General features: G+C 45.1%; 15 protein-coding genes. 3 read left to right on the top strand and 12 right to left on the bottom strand.

Going from position 1 to position 13830, the window contains the following annotated elements:
- The 11 genes from F0229_RS08675 to F0229_RS08625 all read right to left on the bottom strand — a co-directional run bounded on the left by F0229_RS08675 (position 1) and on the right by F0229_RS08625 (position 9725).
- Entirely contained in the window at positions 1 to 522 is a 522-nt protein-coding gene (locus tag F0229_RS08675) for a DUF2878 domain-containing protein (RefSeq protein ID WP_171732643.1), read from the bottom strand.
- Positions 500 to 1780 carry a cyclopropane-fatty-acyl-phospholipid synthase family protein gene (locus F0229_RS08670; protein ID WP_017061279.1) on the bottom strand — a complete coding sequence of 427 codons (1281 nt, stop codon included), beginning with the start codon at positions 1778 to 1780 and terminating at the stop codon, positions 500 to 502. The genes F0229_RS08675 and F0229_RS08670 overlap by 23 nt, the downstream gene beginning before the upstream one ends.
- A gap of 105 nt (positions 1781 to 1885) precedes the next feature.
- Positions 1886 to 2692, bottom strand: coding sequence for a DUF1365 domain-containing protein (locus tag F0229_RS08665; protein ID WP_017061280.1), 807 nt, complete (start codon positions 2690 to 2692; stop codon positions 1886 to 1888).
- Entirely contained in the window at positions 2689 to 3960 is a 1272-nt protein-coding gene (locus F0229_RS08660; protein WP_102428126.1) for an NAD(P)/FAD-dependent oxidoreductase, read from the bottom strand. The genes F0229_RS08665 and F0229_RS08660 overlap by 4 nt, the downstream gene beginning before the upstream one ends.
- Before the next feature lie 2 nt (positions 3961 to 3962).
- On the bottom strand, positions 3963 to 4694 hold the full coding sequence (locus F0229_RS08655; RefSeq protein WP_171732642.1) for an SDR family NAD(P)-dependent oxidoreductase: 732 nt from the start codon (positions 4692 to 4694) through the stop codon (positions 3963 to 3965).
- Positions 4694 to 5125 (bottom strand): nuclear transport factor 2 family protein, encoded by a 432-nt coding sequence (locus tag F0229_RS08650; protein WP_050647550.1) that lies wholly within the window; start codon positions 5123 to 5125, stop codon positions 4694 to 4696. Before F0229_RS08650 ends, F0229_RS08655 begins: the two co-directional genes overlap by 1 nt.
- A 14-nt stretch (positions 5126 to 5139) precedes the next feature.
- Positions 5140 to 6555 (bottom strand): deoxyribodipyrimidine photo-lyase, encoded by a 1416-nt coding sequence (gene phrB, locus F0229_RS08645; RefSeq protein WP_171732641.1) that lies wholly within the window; start codon positions 6553 to 6555, stop codon positions 5140 to 5142.
- Complete coding sequence (locus tag F0229_RS08640; RefSeq protein WP_171732640.1) at positions 6552 to 7499, bottom strand: DUF523 and DUF1722 domain-containing protein; 948 nt, start codon at positions 7497 to 7499, stop codon at positions 6552 to 6554. Before F0229_RS08640 ends, phrB begins: the two co-directional genes overlap by 4 nt.
- Before the next feature lie 174 nt (positions 7500 to 7673).
- Positions 7674 to 8354 carry a ChrR family anti-sigma-E factor gene (locus tag F0229_RS08635; protein ID WP_017060966.1) on the bottom strand — a complete coding sequence of 227 codons (681 nt, stop codon included), beginning with the start codon at positions 8352 to 8354 and terminating at the stop codon, positions 7674 to 7676.
- Positions 8347 to 8994: a sigma-70 family RNA polymerase sigma factor gene (locus tag F0229_RS08630; RefSeq protein WP_017060967.1), complete on the bottom strand. Its 648-nt coding sequence runs from the start codon at positions 8992 to 8994 to the stop codon at positions 8347 to 8349. The genes F0229_RS08635 and F0229_RS08630 overlap by 8 nt, the downstream gene beginning before the upstream one ends.
- A gap of 110 nt (positions 8995 to 9104) precedes the next feature.
- A complete protein-coding gene (locus F0229_RS08625) occupies positions 9105 to 9725 on the bottom strand; it encodes an LON peptidase substrate-binding domain-containing protein (RefSeq protein ID WP_017065084.1) in 621 nt (206 codons plus the stop codon).
- Positions 9726 to 9977: 252 nt separating this feature from the next.
- On the opposite strand from F0229_RS08625, the gene F0229_RS08620 reads away from it, so the two are divergent.
- The gene (locus tag F0229_RS08620) at positions 9978 to 10364 is read left to right on the top strand and encodes a tautomerase family protein (protein WP_017060969.1); all 387 of its coding nucleotides are present in this window, start codon (positions 9978 to 9980) and stop codon (positions 10362 to 10364) included.
- A 148-nt stretch (positions 10365 to 10512) separates the two neighbouring features.
- On the opposite strand, the gene F0229_RS08615 is transcribed toward F0229_RS08620, so the two are convergent.
- The gene (locus F0229_RS08615) at positions 10513 to 11310 is read right to left on the bottom strand and encodes a DUF4344 domain-containing metallopeptidase (RefSeq protein WP_017060970.1); all 798 of its coding nucleotides are present in this window, start codon (positions 11308 to 11310) and stop codon (positions 10513 to 10515) included.
- Between the two features lie 326 nt (positions 11311 to 11636).
- Between F0229_RS08615 and F0229_RS08610 the strand changes: the two genes are divergently transcribed.
- A complete protein-coding gene (locus F0229_RS08610; protein WP_017060971.1) occupies positions 11637 to 11993 on the top strand; it encodes a YibL family ribosome-associated protein in 357 nt (118 codons plus the stop codon).
- Between the two features lie 316 nt (positions 11994 to 12309).
- A complete protein-coding gene (gene gltS, locus F0229_RS08605; protein WP_017060972.1) occupies positions 12310 to 13536 on the top strand; it encodes a sodium/glutamate symporter in 1227 nt (408 codons plus the stop codon).
- The last annotated feature ends 294 nt before the right edge of the window (positions 13537 to 13830 follow it).

The following is a 13830-nucleotide window of genomic DNA, read 5'->3' as shown; positions in this document are numbered from 1 at the left end:
TCACCTCGTTATTGCCATTTTAGGTTGTATTAAGTTGGAGTAGGCGGCCACCAGTAAGGGCAACAAAATCCCCCAACTTATTGCAAGGGCAGCAACTACCGATGCATCTGGCCAAGTAGTAAGAAGAGCACCTGCTTTGATGCCTCCCCAATAACTACTAGTACCTGCTACGAACCCTATGACAAACAAGATCACTTTCGAGCATTTTAAAAGCCAATTTAGGCTGTGGTTAAAACTGATTAAGAACATGATCCACAGGCAGACAAGCCACACCGGGAACCACGATTGATTCGCAATTGCAGAGTCGACGGCAAACACACCGAAGTGGAGTAAGAGGCTATCAAGCAATAGCCCCAATGGTAATAAAATGAGTATCTTCAAATCGCTACTGCGAGTCGGTGATAGAAGGAAGTGAACCACTACAATCAGTGGTGTGACGAACGGGGCTTGCGCGGTAAAGAAAGCACTGCAAACCCAGGTCGCTTGAAACAGTACGAGATTAATAATCCAAAACCGCTTCATCTTTTTCTCCAAAGTAACGAGGTTTTCTTGCGACTACATGGTGAGTGCTGATCACGCGCTCTTTGAATGCGCCTTCACAGTAGCAGAAGTAGAAGGTCCATAAGCGTTTAAACTCTTCTGAATAGCCGAGAGACTCTAGCTCTTCCCAACTATTTTCAAAGGCGATGTTCCAATCATTCAGCGTTCGAGCGTAGTGCAGGCCAATGTCATCAATTTCTTGAACCACAAGGTCGGTGCTGGTCGCAAGGTGTTGGGTCATCACTGAAACAGAAGGTAGGCAACCGCCGGGGAAGATGTACTTCTGAATAAAGTCGACACCTTTACGGTATTTGTCGTAACGGCTGTCAGCAATAGTAATTGCTTGAATCAGCATCTTGCCTGAGGGCTTAAGTAGCGAGGAACATTTTTCAAAGAAGGTTTGTAGATACTCATGTCCGACCGCCTCTATCATCTCGATCGAAACCAACTTGTCATACTCACCAGTGAGATTGCGATAATCCTCTTTGAGCAGGGTGATTTTGTCGGTTAAACCAAGCGCTTTTACTCTCTGTTCAGCAAGTGCATGTTGGGCATCTGAGATCGTGGTAGTGGTGACGTGGCAACCGTAGTGTTGCGCCATGAAGATGGCTAAGCCGCCCCACCCTGTGCCTATCTCGACCACGCTATCTTTCTCAGACAGTTCTAGTCGCTCACAGATGGTTTTCATTTTGTTTTGTTGAGCCTTCGACAAGGTTTCTGCGTCTTCGCTGTAGATTGCGGAAGAGTACTGCATTGAGCTGTCTAAGAAGCGCTCATACAGCTCGTTGCCAATATCGTAGTGGGCGAGAATATTTCGCTTAGAGCCTTGCTCGGTGTTGGCATTCTTACGACGCAGCAATAGGTTTTTGATGCGAGAAATCCATTGTGTCTTGTCATCAAGTTCATCCAATTGGGCTTGGTTACGAGCCATGATTTGAATCACACGCGTTAGATTTGGGCTGGTCCATTTACCATCGATATAGGCTTCAGATGCGCCGATACTGCCGTTGATGACCACATCTCTAAAAAAGGTCGCATCATGAATCACGATTCGACCTTTCAAGTCTGCTTCTCGATCACCGAACACCGAATGCTGGTCGCGCTCAATGATCTCGAGCGTCGCGAATTGCAGGCTTTCTAACACCTTAAAGATTAAAGCTCGATATTTACAGTTGCTTGAAACAGCAACGGCTTTAGCTTGTTGTTCAATATTGTTGTTTTGTTTGGCAAGCTGTTCCATGTAAACCTCGCTGATAACTCATTCTAATATTTTGTGCCAACTAAGCTGAGTTCTGCTCCTTGATTGGAGCGAACCCAAGCTTCAATTGAGTTCTTTCATGTGCGCTTAAGACGTTGAGTCTGGATGCGCCACAAACGGTACTTTTTTCAGGAATAATTTGAGAGCCTGATAATAAATTCCCATCACGACTTTTATCGTCATCGCCGGAATCTTGAATACCGTTCGTCTAATGTTTGTCTTGGTTACTGACTGCTTCGTCAGAGCCAGTGTCGCATCGAAAAGCTTGTCGTCTCGGCGGCTTTCGATGTGAACTAACGTGCGTTTCGCTGGTGGCTTAATCTTCCAAAAATAAGTCATGTTCAAATCCATGAACGGCGAAACGTGAAACTCTTTTTTTACCTTCAATTCTTGGTGCATGTCGATGAGATAGTAGTGTCTTTCTCGCCAAGGCGTGTTACTCACCTCAGCCAACATGTACTTACAATCTCCAGTCTCGTCATAACAGAAGAAACAGTTGATTGGGCTGAAGTAGATGCCTAAACAGCGGCACTGAGCCAGCATCGTCACACGGTTTGAATCAGACCAAACCCCACCAAGTTGTTGCACTTTGGAAGCTATACGTTGCTTAAGTGATTTTGGTTCATCCGTGGTGACATTTTCTTTTTTTTCAGCGAGATAATCCGATTCGACAAAGCGAATCGGGTTGTACCAACGAGTTCCGAACAGCGCACTGCGCGCTGTGGTTTGGGGCAGCTCATCAAGATCTAACCCCATCATATACAGCTGATAGCTGAACTCATGAGTGATGTCGCCAAAGCGGCGATGTCTGACGTTACCCCAATAGATACCGCTGAGCTCTTCACTCTTTTCGGATGCGATCCCCATCTCGGGTGTCAGGGTTTGACTGTTCATAGCGCGGAACTCGTACTCAAATCTAAACCGAAGCGTTTGGTCACATCGAGTGCACTGTGGACACCGTCTTCATGGAAGCCGTTATACCAATAAGCGCCAGCAAAGTGCGTCTGGTTTTTGCCACAGATTTGCTCACGCTTGTGCTGAGCTTCGACCGTGTTCGAATTAAGTACCGGGTGATGATAAACAAAGCTGCGAATAATTTTTTCTGGGTCGATGGCTTCGCTTTGATTCAAGGTGACACAGAAGGTGTCTTGGCTTTCGATGCCTTGCAGAATGTTCATGTTGTACGTGACACAGGCAGGTCGTTTACTGTCGCCATCCAACATGTAGTTCCAGCTTGCCCAAGCCAGTTTTCTGTCTGGTAACAAGCGAGTATCGGTGTGCAGAACCACTTCATTGCGGCTGTATGGGATCTCGCCCAGTACCTGTTGCTCTTGTTCTGTTGCATCACCAAGCAAGCGTAAGGCTTGGTCTGAGTGGCAAGCAAAGATTACTTCGTCGAAACCTTGTGCGCTGCCATCTTCAAATTCAATCGTGACGCCTGTTTCTTGGCGAGTCACTTGTTTAATCGATGTATTCAGTGCAACAGTCTTACTTAGGCGTGAAAGGATGATTTCAACATAAGAACGCGATCCCTTTGGTATCACATACCACTGAGGACGGTTCGCGATATCGAGCAATCCATGGTTGTAGAAAAACTGAATGAAGAACTTGAGCTCAAACTCTTCCATTTCTTCCAAGCTTGTCGACCAAATCGCCGCGCCCATCGGTAAGATGTAGTGCTGGCTGAAAAAGTCGGAAAATTGATTATCTCGTAGGAAACTGCCAAGGGTAACGTCTGGTGTGAATTCATTGCTTTCAAACTGAGCCTTACACAGCTTGTTGAACTTGAGAATGTCAGACACTAAAGACCAGAACTGAGGTTTGAAGATGTTGCTCCTCTGAGCGAATAACGAATTAATGCTGTGGCCGTTGTATTCAAACTTGGTCGTCGTGTTGTGGACGCTGAAGCTCATCTCAGTCGGTTGCCTTTCGACATCGAGTTGTTCTAGAAGCTGATTGAAATTCGGGTAGGTTCGATCGTTGAATACGATGAAACCTGTATCTATCGAAAACGCCGAGCCTTGATGTTCAATATCAACGGTCGCGGTGTGCCCCCCAACGTAATCATTCTTTTCGAATACTGTTACGTCGTGGTGCTTATCTAATATATGCGCGCAAGTGAGTCCAGAGATACCTGAACCAATAATGGCGATTTTCTTCATTGTTATACCATCCTTGAAGCGAATTTTTGCCAAACTGGAGTTGGAAGCATTCTTAGTAGCTTCATCAACATGATGAATCGTCTTGGGAAATCAATTTCACTCTTTCCTTGAGCGATACCATTTACGATTCGCTGAGTTGCGGCCTCACTACTAATAATCATAGGCATAGAGAACGTATTTCGCTCGGTTAATGGCGTTTCAACAAAGCCAGGGTGTACAATTGAGACATGAATGTTGTGCGTTGCCAGATCAACCGAAAGTGTTCTGCCTAAGTAGGTGAGGGCTGCCTTTGAAGCGCCATAAGCCTCGGCTCTTGGCAAAGGTAAAAAGCTGGCGCTGGAGCTGACTAAAACCAAACGGCCGCCGGGCTTGATGTTTTTTAACCAAGCTTTAAGGGCGTAGCCAATTGAAATTAGGTTTATGTTGATGACGCGCTCGAATAGCTCGGCATCAAAGTTCACTGGGTCGTCGATGTACTCACAATCACCTGCATTTAAAATCAGCAGGTCGAGCGGCTTGTCTTGGTCGAGTTCTGGAAAGTTGTGGTAATCAGTCAGATCGAAACAGAGCGGTGTAATTGATGAATGCGCGATGTCTGTATCGTGAGAATCAACTAAGGCTTGCAGTTTGTCTGGATTGCGGCCACAAGCAATCACCTGATGCCCTTGCTGAGCGTAATCTTTAGCTAGGGATTGGCCGATACCTGAGGTCGCGCCTGTAATCATAATATGCATTATCGACTCGCTCTCTTTTTGATGGATTTTATCGCGCAGCCCAGTACTGGAATGTGTTCATACAACATAGAACCGACGTCGAGGTAGTCTCTGTGGTAAATCACTTGACCGTCGAGCATCTTGAGATGGCTGTGTCCTTGTACTTCGATTGGCTTTTGCCCATTTAATTGCTTGTGAGCAAACTGCATCGTCCAGTAAACGGAAGCTTCGTCGTTCGCTTCGAAAGTGTGTTCGATATGAAAGTAACAGCTGGTTACTTGGGTGTAGAGGTTCTCGAAGTAGTGCGTAAGCGCCGAAATACCGCTGACATGATGCAGCGGATCTTGGAATTCAATATCAGGGTGATAAACCGTCTTAAGCACGTCGAAATTGTCGGTTCCGAGTTCTCGATACATGTTGAGAAAGTTATCAAGCCATAGAGAGTTATCCATAATATTCACTCTAATTATTTGAAGAAGGCTAAGGCTCTCAATCGTGCTTCTTTATGCTCAACGATGGGTTGCCAGTATTCGCTGTCTATTCCGTTTTTAGCGATAAAGTCATGTGGGAAATGTACATGCTTATCTGGGATATTTTGCAGCTCTGGTATGTACTTACGAATAAAAATTCCTTTTGGATCAAACTTTTCACTCTGAGTGATTGGATTGAAAATTCGGAAGTAAGGTTGAGCATCACAGCCAGTACTTGAAGCCCACTGCCAGCCACCATTGTTGGCGCTAAAGTCTCCGTCGATAAGGTGCGACATAAAGAAACGCTCGCCCCAACGCCAGTCAATAAGCAGGTGCTTGGTTAGGAAGCTTGCCACCACCATTCTTAGTCTGTTGTGCATCCAGCCCGTTTCAACCAGTTGACGCATTGCGGCATCAACCAATGGATATCCTGTTTTTCCTTCGCACCAAGCTTTGAAGCTAGGATGATCGTGATACCAATCTAAACCATTGTATTTTTGCTGAAAGTTAGCACCTTTGACCAGTTTAGGGTGGTGGAACATCAAATGCTTATAAAAATCTCGCCAAATCAATTCATTGAGCCAACAAAAGGCCGGTAATTGCGTATCAAATAACAGATCGGGTTGCTGCTGAATCAATTGAATCGCTAACCAACGTGGGCTCACGGCGCCAATCGCTAAATAAGGTGATAGCCCCGATGTTCCTTTAACTGAGGGAATATCTCTCAGACGTGCGTAGTCGTTGACTTTATTGCCTAAGAAATTGGGGATCACACTGCCCAATACATCTTGGCTTAATGGCCAGCGACTCGAATCAACACGCGGAAAATCGAAATCATAGTCAGCAGAGATGGTTAAGGCTTGTAAGTCGTCAGGAAGCTGTGTTTGTGAACGTTCAGCTGACTCGACAGGAGCTGGACTGCAGATGATGCCTTTCACCTGAACTTCTTTTAACCAAGCGTTCTTAAAGGGCGTAAAGACTTTGAACATCTCGCCTTGTTTGTTGAGAACGCTACCGAGTGGCAGCATAACGTCACAATCGCTGATCTTCAGGTTTAGGCCGCTTGAAATCAGCTTTTTATCGCGAGCTTGTTCATCGACCTCTGGTTCAGAGTTAGCGTAGACGCACTTGGCATCAAGCTGCTGGCACAAATCGATGAGCTGTTTGGATTGGTCGTCAAAGTCGCTAGCTTTCAGGTGAAGCAACGTTATCCCGAATTCAGCGAGCTGGGAATCGAGTTGTTTTAGATGACGATAGATGAAATCAGCTTTGATCGGCGCAAGGTGGTGTTGCCGCCACGTTTGAGGCGTTGAAATGAAAACGGCGGTCGTTACGCCGTTTTCAACTGCCGCGACGAGCGCTGGGTTATCGTGAATCCGCAGGTCTCGTCGTATCCATAGTATGTCGCTCAATATCCGTATCTCAGTTTAAGTTCTTGAGGGTGCGGGTTTAGGTAAACCTGTGATTCTAGGTATTCGTTCGGGTATTCCATCAGGTAGTGATTGATCAGTGTCAGTGGCACTAGCAGTGGAACAACGCCCTCTCTGAATGATGCGATCTGGTTGGTCAGCTCTTGCTTGTGAGCGCTACTCAGTTGTTTTTTAAAGTAACCCTGCAAATGATGCAGCGTATTGGCGTGACTGCCTCGATTCGCGTGATTAGACAACGCCGTCATCAAGCCTTCGATGTATTGAGCCGCTAGTTCGTCGATATCTAAATCATTACCCGCTAGCAGTTTGCCTAAGCTTTTGTAACCCTCAACGTGGTGACACATGACTAGATATTTGTGGGCGCTGTGGAACTGAATCAGTTTGTGCTTGGTCACACCTTCATCCACAAGATCGAGCCATTTTTGGTAAGTGAACACTCGAGTCATGAAGTTTTCACGCAAAATGGGATCGTTAAGGCGGCCGTTTTCTTCAACGGGAAGTAACGGGTTGCCGTCCATAATTTGTTGGGTGAACATGCCTATGCCTGTCGATTCAGAGCCGCGACCATGGTGGTGGTACACCTTCACGCGCTCCATGCCGCAGGTTGGGCTTTTTTGACACACAATAAAGCCAGCAATGTGTTGGTTTTTCTTTGAGTAGTTTTGACCGAACTCGATCAGTTCGTTGGTCACATCACCTGAGCCATCAGGGCGAGAAACATGGATGATGTCATCTAGCATTCTTGTTTGACGAATGGTTGGACGAGGGGTTGGAAGACCAACAGCCATCTCTGGGCAAACAGGTTCCAATTCCACGTAGTCTGCTAGGTCGTCTGTACAAAAACGAGAGCGTTTATGACCTGTGTCGAAACGTACTTTGTGTCCAGCAACACATGCACTGATACCGATTTTGATTTTCTTTTCCATTGGCCAACTCCTTTGCTCTTGCTCTGAGCTTTTTCTTATAGTTCAACATTGCTAATCGTATTTACAGAGCTGGGTGTGTTTTTACTTTGACACCGTAGTTGTTTTTATTCAGATGTATTGACGATATACAGGATAGCTTTATGCCATCCTGTATATTTATAGCCTGCAACTGGGTTAATAGATATATTTTCCAAGTGGATTGAATAGTTGGCTCACACCTTTTGTGAAGTAAAGCGCATCACTTGAAACGGTTAAACAGACACAACCTTCTTTTGTTGCCGGTTGATGAGTGTGATTGCCATCCAACCAGATGAAGTCACCTTTGTTGTAAACGCCCATTTCGTCTTCGAAACTGCCCTCTAGAAGAAGCGTGATCTCGAAGCCTTTGTGGGTGTGGCAAGGCACTTGTCCATCTTTGTCGATGTGCAACAAGCTGGTGTGGTGTGCTTCGTCAGCAAAATCGAGTCTTGCTCGTGAAATTTTGCCTAGGTTCATCCAGTCCTTTCTCGCTACTGAGTTTAGAGCGCGAGGGATTGTGAATGTCGTGTCAGCAACAGTTACTTTCTGAACCTCTGGAGTCACTTCAACAGACTGAGAAGTATCAGCTGTGATTTGCTCTATCGCGTCAAAATCAAAGTCCATGTCGTCCATTGAGAAGCTGTCTAGATCTTCATTTGAGAATACTGGCTCTGCGTCAAAAGCATTATTCGCTGCTACAGCTGTAAGCTGCTTGACTTGTTGTTGGCAGTGTTCACACAGCTCTACATGGCTAGAAACAATCAAAGAAACTGAATCAGCCAACGTGCCATCGACGAAGTCTTTCAAGATTGCCGCGTTTGGGTGATGTTTAATCATGGTCTTGTTCCCCCATGTGAACTTTTAATTTGGCTAAAGCGAGTCTCAGACGTGATTTCACTGTTCCAAGTGGGACGCCAAGTTGCTGAGCGAGTTGCTCTTGAGAGAGCTCTTGAAAGTAAACGCCTTTGACGATGGTTTTCTGAGCGAGAGGCAACTTTTCTATTTGAGTCATTACGTGTCGGCTCATCAAATGGTCACCGAATGGCAAATCTTCGCTTTGAGACTCGGCTACCATCGCATCGATTGGCCAGATATCGTCGGCTATCGTTTGTTCGGCTTTCGCTTTCACTTTGCGCAACATGTCGAATGCTGCATTACGCATTACCGTGTAGACCCAAGTGGTCGCAGCGCCTTTATCTACATTGTAGAGATGTGCTTTCTTCCAAACATTAGTCATCGTGTCTTGAACTAGCTCGTTTGCAGCAGCTTCGCCACCCAACTTACTGATACCAAAACGCTTGATCTTAGGAGCGAAGAACTTGAACAAACAGGTGAACGCCTGCTTGTCTCGGTCTGTACCAACCAACACCAGCCAGCTCGAGAGCTCTGTCGGTACTTTGTTGTCTGTAGGTACTTTGTTATCGGGAATAATGACATGCTCCTTGCCGTTCCCTGAACTTCTGCTTTCCACTTGCATAGTAACTAACCATCATGCGAATTTGATGGGCACTACGTGAAAGGAGAAAGTCGGGATCACTTTAATTTAAATTAATTTCTACTATACAAAATTATAGTGAAGAAAAGTGCTTATTGCCCCGTAATGATTTGATTCAAAAAAGGAACTAGAGACGGAAAACTGGCTGGCTCAGTAAATTCTGTTTTCTTTTCCAGTGGGATAGGCATCATTTCGAGCAATCGCGCACAGATCCATTGTGGGCTCTCAAAATCAGGAGTGGGATAGAGTGTTCTTATCGAATCGTGGTCGCGAAACAACTGAACCAAAAAAGCGGTAAACACGTTAGGCACTTTATATTCATCGGTAGGCCAGTGAGGCAACAAGCTGAACTTACTTTTAATCAGGTCATCATCGTCTCGAAACGACCCATGCAATTGCACCAACTTTTCGCCTTCGACATCAATTTCTAATATCTGGTCGTCCGACATATTGAAGTCGACGATGGTCACCTTTGTTCCCCAAGAGCTGAGATGATCAGAGTTAGATTTGTCTTGAGTGGCGATAATGAAACCATCGCCCTGCGCTGCGTGAGCGACCATCGCGAGATACTTTGGCTCAAAAATGCGCAGTCTTTGTCTGCCTCCCGGTAAAAGGAAGATGGGGAGGGGAAACACAGCGAGCTCCAGAGAAGACTCTACGGGTGTTTCTGGTTCGGCGTCTGTCCGCGTGGTCTTCCTAGGTGAATTCGGCACATAGTACTCCTTAGTTCAAATGTGATTTGAGAAGATATACGCGGGGAGGGTGGTGTTCGATCAATTCGCTTCGGCTTATGTTCGTAAAGGGATAGGTATTTTGTTGCACCTGTTCATAAATTCACTGTTTTTACCTTTTTTCATACGCGTCATTATGTAATATATGTACAAATAGTAAGCGAATGGGTAGTCGCCAGACGATGCTTATATCTGACGTTCTTCTATACCTAACATCGCATCAAAGGAATGGTCATGATTGTTATTTATGGTATCAAAGAGTGCTTAAATCCAATTAAGTTGCAGCTCTCTAATGTGTTGCAGCAGTGCTTGAACAGTGAAATGGGTTTACCCGATGACAAGCGAGCACATCGATTTGTGCCATTGGAACGGGATGACTTCTTTTACCCAGAAGGAAGAACAGAAGCCTATACCGTCATTGAGATCAACATGATGGAAGGTCGAGCGGTAAACACCAAAAAGCGTCTAATCAAGAAGATCTTTTCTGAGATTGAAAAGCAGCTCTCTATCTCTCCGATTGATATTGAAATCACCATTAAAGAGCAGCCTTCACATTGTTGGGGTTTTCGAGGGATGACGGGCGATGAAGCACAAGATCTGAAGTACAAAGTGAACGTCTAGGGTTTAAGCTCTTAACTCTTAACTCTTAACTCTTAACTCTTAACTCTTAACTCTTAACACGTAAGACTTAAGCCAATCTATCGAGTGACGGCTTTGGAATTTGATGCCAAAGCCGTTTTCCTAGTTCTCGACACTAACCTTTAAGCATCTAAGCATCGTCACTCTTTTTTAAATACTGATGCCAATTTTCATTGATCACGTCAAAGTGCTCAACGCAGAACTCTTTTCTGTCTTTCAAATAGTCGTTTTCCACTTCATCGAGCAAGTTCTTATAGGCATCGGGATCGCTGCCATACACCAAGCATAACGTGGAGAAGTAACGCTGCAGGTCGAAACTGTGCTCGTCGATGTATTCCCCCAAGTCGTAATACTCTGGGCGGTCTTCTGACTCGAAAGCGAACATGTCTGCAGCGCTGATAGCAGCGTCGGCCCCATGCTCTACGTAGTTAAGCAGTAGCACGGTTGCTAGGTTATCAACCGCATCTTCTTCTTTACCCAATATGGCAATGTTCTGATCTTCGATATACGCATGCCCAGTCTCGTGTAGCAGGGTGTGCAGCAAGGTATCAATAGCGCCGGTTTGCGCAGATTTCCCATACTCTTTTTCGTATTGGTTCTTCTCAAAGTAATTGAGTGACTCAGCGTAAAAACTGTAAGGGATCAGTACTTGATGGGTTTGTGGATCGTAGAGTGGTCCTTCTTCCCCGCCATATTGAATGGTTAATGGCTTCTCAAACATGAAGAGTTGGTTTGATAGGTCGACCACGGTGTCATTAACGCCACTGCTTTGAATCTCTCGTTTGAGCTGCTCTTCTTCGGTATTTTGCGGTGTAGAGTACTCGACGATTAGGTTACTTTGGGTGGCTTGTTCACTAGATGCATAAGTTGTGGCAAACATTGCACTCAGGGCTAGGCTGCAGGTCAATGTTCGTTTCAATAATGTCATCGGCTATCCTTGTGATTACGTTGCGATTCAGAGTCGTGCTGGGGGTAACAACTCCAAGCTGTGTACCCTTATTTAGTTATTGCGTTAGAGTATAAGTTTAGACGGAATTTTGATGCATCGAGGACTGCAATTTTTGAAGTAGGCGCTATCCTATCAATGAATAATCCGCTTAGAGATTCGCCACAAAGAATAAGTAAGCTGAATGAGCGGTGTCGATGTGATTCGTTTCTATTGGTAATTAACAGATAAATTTCGGTTCAACACAACCCTTGTGCTATACTCCGCGCCCCAATCCGAATTGGCTTGTTTAATCTTAGGAAATTATTATGAGTGTTAAAAACGAACTTCAACAAATTAACAACCGTCTAGACAAGTGTCGCCACAAGTTAGATGCTGCTAAAACTCGTAATGATCGTCCTGTTGTTCGTCAGTTCGAGGAAGAGATTAAGAAGCTAACTAAGAAAATTGCCCAGCTTAAACACAAAGAAAGCTATGATGTGAACCAAGAGCGTAAGTCTCTGGTTGATATGCCATTTAGCCGTGAGATCACTAAGGCTGAGCAAGCGGATATGGGTAAACTTAAAAAGTCTGTTAAAGGACTCGTAATTGTTCACCCAATGACGAAGATCGGTAAAGAACTTCGCATTGAGGTTATGACTGGTTACGCACCGAAAAAATTCTAATTACCAGCGATGGTGATGAAAGAGGAGCTAGAAATAGCTCCTTTTTGCTTTTTTAGGTATTAAGAAAGCAGAGTCAGCGGCATAGATACTCACGCCGTTTTCAACTTTTAGGAGGTGATTGTTGTCACAAATCCTTTTATCTCCTATAAAAGTTAACGTGCTACTAACATGGTACTAAGCGATCGCAGTAATGTGTTCGCTTTTCGAATCCACACTTTCTCTCCAGTTTGTATAAATATAGGTAGAGCAGCACAAATAATTACAGATAAAACTAGACTCATTAGGGAAGATGAGAACGTAAAAAAATAGAGGTTATATGAATCAATTAATTTCAATTGGACCACTAGAATCCTTCCTAATCGCGATTAGTGTTTTGTTTCTAGGTCATTTCGTCAATGCAAAGCTTCCGATTCTCAAAAAGTACAACATTCCAGAGCCCATTGTCGGCGGCTTGATTGTCGCTTTTGCTATTACAGCCCTGCACTTTAACGGCCTTGATCTTGAGTTTTCCTTGCCCCTGCAGAACACGTTTATGTTGATGTTCTTTGCAACGGTCGGTCTTGCGGCGAACTACACGCAGCTGATAAAAGGTGGTGCTAAGGTATTCCTATTCTTAGGGGTAGCGTCGGTTTACATCATTATCCAAAACGGTGTAGGCGTAACCTTAGCTACGGCACTAGGCCTTGAACCCTTGATGGGTTTGATTGCTGGCTCTATCACCCTTTCGGGCGGTCACGGCACAGGCGCGGCTTGGTCTCAAACTTTTGCAGACACGTTTGGCATTGCAAATACGCTAGAAATCGCGATGGCTTCAGCGACCTTTGGTTTGATCATCGGTGGTATTATCGGTAGCCCAGTGGCGCAAAAGCTGATTGATAAAAACCAGCTTGAATCTGAGTACGGCACTGGCACGCAAACACATGAACGCTTCCCTGAACTTGTTACTTACAACGAGTATGAAGAAGACAAAGTGACGGCGAAGAAGGTGATTGAAGTGTTGTTCATCCTTCTTATCTGTATCACGGGTGCGAAGTACCTAGAGCAGTGGGTGGCGACTTTTGAAATTTCTTGGTTGATGATTCCTGACTTCGTTTACGCGTTGTTTATCGGTGTGTTCATCACTAACGTGTTTGAAGTGACTAAGCTGCATAAGACTGACAGCGAAACGGTCGATATTCTTGGTACGGTGTCATTATCACTGTTCCTAGCAATGGCGCTAATGAGCCTTAAGCTTTGGAACATATTTGACCTTGCGATTCCGTTCTTGGTTATCCTTGCGGTTCAGGCGGTTGTGTTAGGTATCTTCTCTTACTTTGTGACGTTCAAAGTAATGGGTTCTAATTACGACGCAGCGGTTATGGCGGGTGGTCACTGTGGTTTCGGCCTAGGTGCAACACCAACAGCGGTAATGAACATGGGCTCTTTGGTGAACCGTTTTGGTCCTTCACCACAGGCGTTCATGGTGGTGCCAATTGTTGGTGCCTTCTTTATCGATATCGTTAACCTGATTATCCTTCAAGGTTACATCTCGTTTATCGGTTAATGTTCGCCTTTGTTTAAACGCGATGAGCTCATAGCACTAAGATGAACACAAGAAAGCCAGTCTGTTGACTGGCTTTTTTTGTTCTTGTTTATCGAGGTTTTCTTGCCTGATACCCCTGCGGTTAGGGCTCTGTCACATCAATAACTAGTGCGTGTTGATCTTTCGAGCTGATTTTTGCAGTGAGTTGCAGGGTATTTATACAAGGCAGAGGCATCGATGTGTAGCTAGCCTACATGAGAAGCCGATAACGCAGTAGAAATGACCAGCAAACGCTGCCCGAAGGGTTCGAGCTGG

The sequence above is a fragment of the Vibrio sp. AIC-3 genome (assembly GCF_013114515.1).
Lineage (GTDB): Bacteria > Pseudomonadota > Gammaproteobacteria > Enterobacterales > Vibrionaceae > Vibrio > Vibrio crassostreae_C.
Note: the sequence above shows the minus strand (reverse complement) of the source record. Positions and strands in the feature narration are given on the sequence as shown.